We start from the raw sequence: 8,389 nt of genomic DNA on the forward strand, positions 1-8,389 counted from the left end.
CAGTTGGGGTGGTCGGTTCTTAAAAAGGGTCTCGAAGATGTATTGCCCTTTACCATTATCAGAATATAGAATATCCAAGAGGAGCAGGTCATAAAACCGGAATCGCCATGTGCTCCGAAGGGAGGTAAACGACTGGTTTTTCTTGATTAGAGCGATTAAATCCGCTGTTTTTTTTGAGGTATTATAAAAAGTATATCCCGTGCTGGGTTTCGTCCACCCCCCAGCAGATCCTATATATTGGATTCTCTTCGTATTATGAGCCTGAAAATTGTAACAGGTCATGGGAATACTGCCTTTTTCCTTTTCAAGGATCTCAAAATCGGTTTGGTTGAATGTCAGCTTTAGGTAGTCCTTGATGGCGTTTTCATAGGCTTCTTTCGGTAACAAATGTTCAGAAAACAACGTATATTCCAATAGTGCTTTGTTTTCTGAATACGGCAATACATACATAAAGCGGGTATTGTTCCCTTGCTCCACGGAGAAATCCATGAACGTGGGTTGCTCCGCATTGAAAACCGGATGCTTTGTTTGTACCACCCATCCCACAAAATGTTGTTGTAAAACGGGGTATTTCCGTTGGTTTTTAAGGGTCTTGAAATCGAATATACTACTGAACACCTGATTACAGGTATAGGTTTCTTTGGTGGTGGTGACCAAAACCTTGTCTTCGTTTTCGATGACAGTAAGCACCTCTTCCTGTAAAAAATCAATATTGGAATAGGTGTTTGTCTTTTGGAGGTAGTACCGATAAAAGTCTGATCCTCGCACCATCTTGTACTGGTAGGGTTCGATTTTGAATTGTCCCGAAAACGCTTGTCCCCCAAAAAAGATGTCGTTCCAAGATTGGCTTACGATAGCATCGAATTGGCCTGAACCTTTTTCCCAAAAACACCAGGTACGGTCATTCGTATTTTTAGGGTCTTTATCCAAAACCAAGATTCTTTTATCATTAAAATAAGAATCCATGCCAAGTGCGTCGGCCAGCATTAATCCGGCTGCCCCAGCCCCGATCAATATATAATCATAATGTGTCTTGATTTGTTCCAAGAATGTATATCACTGATTTGTGGATTCAAAAATAGGCATTTCCCTTTTGCTTTGATCGGTTTGTCCCATCCTTGGCATCATCCGACGAAACCATAGCATGTTTGCATGTGTCTAGGAAATTAATTTACACTTCTTCTTCATGGCGATCAGGTATTTTGCATGAAAACAACCTTACAGTTTCAATTCTTGAACCTTGGTAATAGGTATGGGTAAATTCCCTTTGTATAATCTCGGTTATTGCTTAAGTTTAACTATTCACAATTTTTGACTTATGCGATCGAAAACCCTATCTATTTTTATTGTACTGGTATGTTTCTTTTTTTATGGAAATGCACAAAAAAAAGAATTCTCCTATATGGATCTTTTTGACCTGCAATACGCTTCGGATCCCCAGATTTCACCCAATGGTGACTGGATCGTTTATCGAAGGATGAAAATGGATGTTATGAAGGACAAGGCCGTCGGGGATTTGTGGATGATCCGAACTGACGGTTCCCAGCATCAAAAATTGACTTCAAAGGAGGTTGGTGAGTCGAGCCCTAGATGGTCCCCCAATGGGAATAGGCTGGCTTTTGTGAGTGGGACCGATGAAGGATCTGAAATCTATATGTATTGGATCAATACGGGTAAGATCGCAAAAATATCACAACTTCCATCGAGCCCGGGTTCCTTGACGTGGTCCCCAAAAGGGGATCAATTGGCATTTACCATGATGTTGGAAACAAAGCCTCCTGTGATTGCCAAAATCCCTCAAAAACCCAAAGGGGCTGAATGGGCCGAGACACCTAGGATTACCGACAGGCTATATCACGAAGCCGATGGACGCGGGTACATAAAACCAGGTTTTAGCCATATCTTCACCCTACCAGCCGAAGGCGGGGCGCCGCGGCAGCTTACGTCAGGCGATTTTCATCATAGGGGAACACTAAGTTGGTCCCCCATGGCCGATAAGATTTTCTTCTCAGCGAATAGAAACGATGACTGGGAATATGAGTTTAGAAATAGTGAAATCTATGAGGTGGGTGTAGAAAACGGGGTCATAAAAGCATTAACCCATAGAAATGGTCCCGATACCAACCCTGCGGTTTCCCCTGATGGCAAATTTATTGCCTATATAGGTTTCGATGATCAAGTACAAGCCTATCAGGTACGGAAACTATATCTTATGAAGATAGATGGAAGCGACCAGCACGTTATTTCGTCCTCATTGGATAGGAGCGTTTCCGATATAGTGTGGGACACGAAGAGTGAAGGGCTCTATTTCACTTATGATGATAAGGGGAACAGTAAGATAGCCTTCATTACCTTGGATGGAAAAACAACCAAATTGGCCGATGATATGGGAGGGACTACCCTAGGAAGGCCCTATGCCAGTGGCTCTTTCAGCATCTCGAAGAAGGGGACCATAGCCTTTACAAAGACACGACCTGAGTACCCGGCGGATTTGGCGGTTATACAACCTAAGGGCAAATCGGTGCTTAAGATCACTAACCTGAATAAAGGGTTGTTAGACTACAGAACTTTGGGCAACGTATCGGAAATCTGGTACAAATCATCCGTGGATCAAAGAGATATTCAGGGGTGGGTCGTTTATCCTCCCGCATATGATGCCTCCAAGAAATATCCATTTTTGGTGGAGAACCATGGAGGCCCCATTTTAAATTATGGAGATCGTTTTTCCGTGGAAATGCAATTATACGCAGCTGCAGGTTATGTGGTTTTTTATCCCAATGCCAGGGGAAGTACCAGCTATGGGGAGGCATTTGGCAATTTGCTTTATAACAATTATCCCGGGGATGACTATCAGGATGTGATGGACGGGGTGGACTATTGCATTGCCAAAGGAATTGCCCACGAAGATCAATTGTTCGTCACCGGAGGAAGTGCTGGGGGTATAATGACGGCCTGGATCATTGGAAAGAACAATCGGTTCGAAGCCGCTGTTGTTGCAAAACCCGTAATGAACTGGATCAGCAAAACCTTGGTGGCCGATAATTATTTTGGGTACGCCAATTCGCGATACCCAGGGCAGCCTTGGGAGAATTTTGAAGGCTATTGGAAATTTTCCCCACTTTCACTCGTTGGTAATATAGAGACACCAACGATGGTGATGGTAGGCATGAACGATTTAAGAACGCCACCGAGCGAAGCCAAACAACTATACCATGCCCTTAAATTGCGGAAAAAGGAAACCGTATTTGTTGAAATTCCCGATGCGAGCCATGGGATAGCCAACAGACCAAGTAATTTGATCACCAAGATAGCCCATACGCTGGCTTGGTTTGATACCTATAGGAATTTAGAAAACAAGTAAATGGTACAGCAAGGACACCGCGTTTGGAATGTGATTATTGTTTTTACAGTTTTTATTTGCCTCATGGCCTTTCTTGCCCATTCCAAAAACTGGACAAAGATCGAACAGGACCAAGTCAAGATCCTATCCGGATTTTACTATAAAAAAGTGAAGTTTTCCCAAATGGACAGTGTCGTTTGGGTCGATAAGATCCCTCCCATGGTGCGGCTGAACGGGTTTTCGGCCTTCGAAAAAGAAAAAGGCATTTTCAGGGAGTTCAAGGATTCGCTCACCGATAAAAAAGTCAATGTCTATGTCGATAACCTTTTGAACCAAAAAATAAAATTGGTATATGATGATTCCCTAAAACTCTATATCAACTATAAGGATAGTGTGAATACCGTAAAATTATTCAATCTTTTGCAGGGTAAGGTCGAGAAACCCACTGGAAAAGAATAATCGGGAAGCGAAGTATCTTCCTGAATCGGTTTACTTATATTAGGGCTAAAATTTGATGTATGGTACTTCTAGCTCAGGGCATTGGAGCTCTTTTAGGATTGTTGGCCGTTGTATTTGGCGCTTTTGGGGCGCATGCCCTAAAAAAGTCGTTGAACAATGATCAGCTTAAAAGTTTTGAAACCGGGGTAAAATATCAAATGTACCATGCCATTCTTTTATTGGTGCTAAGCTTTAACTTTAATCTCGATACCCCATTACAGCAGTACATGATTTACTGTTTTATCAGCGGGATTTTTTTATTTTCATTCAGTATCTATCTTTTGGTTATTGGTAAGTCGAAGGGCAAGCACATGGCATTTCTTGGTCCTGTTACGCCTTTGGGAGGATTGCTTTTGGTGATAGGCTGGGGGCTCTTGTTGTATTCGTTTATTGCCAATCTCGTGTAAGGGGTCATTGGGGCGTAGCCTCAACGGAAGTAAATTCGCGTATGGCCTGATTGGGCTCGATAATGGCGTGTCCCTGCCAAAATTCGGGGTCGTAGTTCGCCATGTACGTTGGCAAAATGGTATTGTTCTCGGTAAATGCTTCAAAAGTTGACCTTGGTATTTCTTCCGAATCGAAAACGATAAGCTCGCGCTTATTCGTGCCAATAGTGGCCATATCCAATTTTAGCGATAATTCGTTTTGTTTGTTTCTTCCTTTGACATGTTTGTTCTTTTCAATAATCTTCAACGGTCTTCGGATTCCTACTTGGGTGCCCTCTACCTGTTCAAGATAACGCAGGTCGTATTTGTCATTGGCCACCTTGCTAAAGATCATTTTGCCCTTTCCTAGAAATTGGTTCATGGAAATACCCATAAGATTGAATTTCTTCAAGGATTTTACGTTTTCATAATCCAATCGTAAAACAGCAAAATCATCCGCATTTATATAGAGTTTGCCTTTATAATCGGCCCTGCCGTCAGGCACGAATTCCAAGATATAAACCGCATCCTCCCCCATATAGGTAAAGTCTTTTATCGTAAAGGTGTACTTTCTTGATTTGTTGATGAAATCAAGCGGGGAATCCTCCATATAAAAAAGATCCTGCATCATGTCTACAATTGTGTTCTTACGATATTTAGCGAAATTGGTCTTACGTTCTTCCTCCCTTTTTTTCTTTTCTTCCAATTCTTTCCGTAAAGCTACCGCATCGGTGGAATCAACCTCAGTCTCAAAAATTTCATCAAAATCCTCCCCCTTGATCTTTGTGCCGAACAACCCCGATTTTATCTTGAAATAGGAATCCCTTTTAATATTCGATTTGATGATTTCATTGAATTTCTCCTCAAGGTTTTCATAATCCAATTCTTTGCTTTTGTCATAAAGTTCAGACGCTTTTAGTAGATCTATTTTTTGGGCATCCTGGTCATGGTCACGATAAAGGTCGCATAGCACCTCGGTATAATAGCTTGATTTTTTGGGTAGGATGTTCAGAACACTGTCCAAGAATCTTTTATCGAGTTCCTTGATGGTCGATTTGAGGAAGGTATAATCGGTTTTATTGAAATCTTGAAAATAGGAATCCCTGAAAAACAATCTTTTTTTACTGAGATTTTGGTTGTAATTGTGATCGAGATGGTCCTTGACCAATGTGATGATTTCCTTGGCAGAATACTTCTTATTACTTACTATAACGGGGTTGAGCTCAATGGCCTTGGGGCTTAGGTAAATTACATTTTCAGAGAACTCCTTCAAGGGTTTGCCTATCGATGCGTATCCGATACAAGAAATGAAAAGTGAGTCGGTTTCAGAGACATTTTCCTTTAAATGAAAACTAAATCGGCCTTCTTCATTGGTTATTACCCCATTCCTATTCAATTGTACCGTTACGTAGGGTATAGGTTCCTGGGTAACCGAATCCAATATTCGGGAAGTCAGGGTTTGGCTTTGTGCCGTACTGCAAACAATGGTGAGCAATGCAGCGATAAACCACAAAATTACTTTGTCCATGAGCGATTGGTGTTTAGTTGTCAACAAACTAACGCATACTTCAACTAAGGCCCGTCCTATTTTGATTTTCTTTAGGACAGATTTAGCTTTTTATTAAGAGCTGCGAGATACTTGAGGTAGACGAGTGGTCTGGAAAAACGTTACAGGGTATTTTAAGGTAATTAAATTCCTAGCCGTAAGGTCCCATATTCAATGACAGCCACAATCTTCGTGTCCACAACCTTTTTTAGGGCCTTTCTTCGAAGCTAGAATTGATTTGGGCAAAAGGAATTTACCCACCAAATAACCTATGGCCAGAACGACAATGAGGTAAACCACGATTTGTTGGAACAGTTCCATATTATTTTAGTAGTTGATAGGCGATCAAAGCAACAATATAGGCAAAAAGACTCATAAACACCAATTGGGCCAAAGGCCATCGCCATGAATTCGTTTCGCGTTTAACAATAGCCAAGGTGCTCATACACTGCATCGCAAATGCATAAAAAAGCAACAAGGAAATTCCCGAAGCCAAGTTGAACAAGGGCTTCTTGGTATCTTCATTCATTTCAGCCGCCATTCGATTTTTAATGGTATTCTCCTCGTCACTGCCCACGCTATAAATAGTGGCCAATGTGCTCACGAAAACTTCCCTGGCCGCAAAAGAGGTGATAAGGGCAATACCAATTTTCCAGTCATAGCCCAAAGGTTTTACCATTGGTTCTATAGCCTTGCCCATATTGCCTATATAGGAGTTTTCCAGTTTGAAACTTGCAATTTCCTGACTTTTTGCCTTTTCGAACAATAACTTATTATAATGGTTTGTTGAATCAACAAGCTGCTCTGGGGTGAGGGCATATGCCTTTTTTACGATGCTATCGTTCAGGCTTTTTTGGTAGACAGTGAGGTCGTTGGCTATACTTTCTTGATTATAAGTTGATAACCCCTCGCTTTGGATGCGATTTTCGATAATGGTTTCCGCATTTTCATAGTTGTCCGAAATACCATTTGAACCCAGAAACCATAAAATTATCGAAATGGCCAGAATGATCTTTCCTGCCCCAAAGACAAAACTCTTGGTTTTTTCCCACACGGTATAAGCGACATTCTTTAGTAAGGGAAGTTTGTAGCTGGGCATTTCCATAACGAAAAAAGTACGGCTATTGATCTTCAATACTTTGTTGAGGATCATGGCAGAGATAATTGCCGCAAGGAAACCAATCAGATATAATAACATTAAGGTCAATGCTTGATAACCTAACCCTATAAACCTGCCTTCTGGAATAACCAAGGCGATTATGATAAGATATACAGGAAGCCTTGCAGAACAGGTGATGAATGGAGTAACCAATATGGTGATTAACCGCTCTTTCCAATTCTCGATGGTACGCGTAGCCATAACGGCTGGGATGGCACATGCAGTACCTGAAATCAAGGGTACCACACTCTTACCACTTAACCCGAACGGTCGCATAAGGCGATCCATCAGAAAAACGACCCGGCTCATATACCCTGATTCTTCCAGCAGGGAAATGAACAAGAAAAGGAATGCAATCTGTGGTATAAAGATAACAATGCCACCAATCCCCGAAAGAATTCCTTCCGCGATCAAATCGGTAAGCATTCCAGCGGGCAATGTGCTTTTGACCCATTCACTGGCTGTGGCAAAAGTCTCATCGATAAAATCCATCGGAATGCTGCTCCAGTCATAGATGGCTTGGAAAATCGTAAGCAGGATAACGAAAAAAATGAGATATCCGAATATCTTGTGCATCAAGATTTTATCAAGTGTTGCCTTGAGTCCTTTGGCCGCGTTCACATCAACTTTATAGGTCTGTTTAAGTATGGAGTTGATGAATTGATACCTTTTGATGGTTTCTTTTTGTTGTAGACGTTTAAGTTCACCTTTTGATTTGGTGTTGAACGATGAGGAGTCCTGGACCAAGTTTTTCTCCAAGGGCATAAAGTTCACATCCTGGGTTATGACCAACCAAAGCTTGTACAAGTTCTCATTGGGGAATGTTTCGCGCAAGCTGCTGAAATAGGCTGGGTCAATGACCGTGGTATCGACATTTGGGGCCACCGAAAGATTCTTGTAATCGGCTATCAATTCCTTCAACCTGTCAATTCCGGTATTATTTCGGGTACTGATCAAGGCAATTTTGGTATCCAATTTTTTCTCCATGAGAGGTATATCCAGGGAAATACCTTTTCTTGTCATTCTATCGGCCATATTGATGACTAGAATTGTAGGAATCTGCAAGTCCTTGATCTGGGTAAATAATAAAAGGTTTCTCTTGAGATTCTCAACATCGGAAATGACAATGGCCACATCGGGGTGGTCCTTGTCATTTTTATTCAATAGCAATTCTACGGCCACACTCTCATCAAGGGAGGTCGTATTTAGGCTATAAGTGCCTGGGAGATCTAGTATATGTGCCTTTACACCTCTCGGAAGCTTGCAGATGCCTTCCTTTTTCTCAACAGTAATCCCGGGATAGTTGCCGACTTTTTGCTTCAGACCGGTCAATTGGTTAAAAACGGAGGTTTTACCGGTATTGGGATTGCCGATGAGGGCAACATTGATCTGCTTGCTCATACACCTGGGTTGTCTTCGAT

6 protein-coding genes are annotated in these 8,389 nt (G+C 41.7%); 3 read left to right on the plus strand and 3 right to left on the minus strand.

All coding sequences use genetic code 11. The annotated features are described in order from the left end of the window. Nucleotides 1–1,047: lycopene cyclase family protein (locus WBM98_RS17985; protein ID WP_424367399.1), on the minus strand; the 1,047-nt coding region annotated here is incomplete at its 3' end. 271 nt (nt 1,048–1,318) lie between these two features. Between WBM98_RS17985 and WBM98_RS17990 the strand changes: the two genes are divergently transcribed. Genes WBM98_RS17990 through WBM98_RS18000 form a run of 3 tightly spaced genes read left to right on the plus strand, consistent with a single transcriptional unit; the run spans nt 1,319 to nt 4,245 of the window. Then, nucleotides 1,319–3,361: a S9 family peptidase gene (locus WBM98_RS17990; protein WP_424367400.1), complete on the plus strand. Its 2,043-nt coding sequence runs from the start codon at nt 1,319–1,321 to the stop codon at nt 3,359–3,361. Further along, nucleotides 3,362–3,799: a hypothetical protein gene (locus tag WBM98_RS17995; protein ID WP_424367401.1), complete on the plus strand. Its 438-nt coding sequence runs from the start codon at nt 3,362–3,364 to the stop codon at nt 3,797–3,799. It begins immediately after the preceding gene. Between the two features lie 59 nt (nt 3,800–3,858). Further along, nucleotides 3,859–4,245 carry a DUF423 domain-containing protein gene (locus WBM98_RS18000; RefSeq protein ID WP_424367402.1) on the plus strand — a complete coding sequence of 129 codons (387 nt, stop codon included), beginning with the start codon at nt 3,859–3,861 and terminating at the stop codon, nt 4,243–4,245. A gap of 4 nt (nt 4,246–4,249) precedes the next feature. Here WBM98_RS18000 and WBM98_RS18005 read toward each other — a convergent pair whose 3' ends face one another. Continuing rightward, nucleotides 4,250–5,791 (minus strand): carboxypeptidase-like regulatory domain-containing protein, encoded by a 1,542-nt coding sequence (locus tag WBM98_RS18005; protein WP_424367403.1) that lies wholly within the window; start codon nt 5,789–5,791, stop codon nt 4,250–4,252. 340 nt (nt 5,792–6,131) lie between these two features. Continuing rightward, entirely contained in the window at nt 6,132–8,369 is a 2,238-nt protein-coding gene (feoB, locus tag WBM98_RS18010) for a ferrous iron transport protein B (protein ID WP_424367404.1), read from the minus strand. Nucleotides 8,370–8,389: the final 20 nt, after the last annotated feature.

The sequence above is a fragment of the Maribacter sp. genome (assembly GCF_049667165.1).
Lineage (GTDB): Bacteria > Bacteroidota > Bacteroidia > Flavobacteriales > Flavobacteriaceae > Maribacter_A.

Excerpts from the sequence above, each read along its gene's own strand:
- WBM98_RS17990 (WP_424367400.1), top strand. The coding sequence starts at position 1,319 with ATGCGATCGAAAACCCTATCTATTTTTATTGTACTGGTATGTTTCTTT.
- WBM98_RS18005 (WP_424367403.1), bottom strand. The coding sequence starts at position 5,791 with ATGGACAAAGTAATTTTGTGGTTTATCGCTGCATTGCTCACCATTGTT.
- feoB (WP_424367404.1), bottom strand. The coding sequence starts at position 8,369 with ATGAGCAAGCAGATCAATGTTGCCCTCATCGGCAATCCCAATACCGGT.
- WBM98_RS17995 (WP_424367401.1), top strand. The coding sequence starts at position 3,362 with ATGGTACAGCAAGGACACCGCGTTTGGAATGTGATTATTGTTTTTACA.
- WBM98_RS18000 (WP_424367402.1), top strand. The coding sequence starts at position 3,859 with ATGGTACTTCTAGCTCAGGGCATTGGAGCTCTTTTAGGATTGTTGGCC.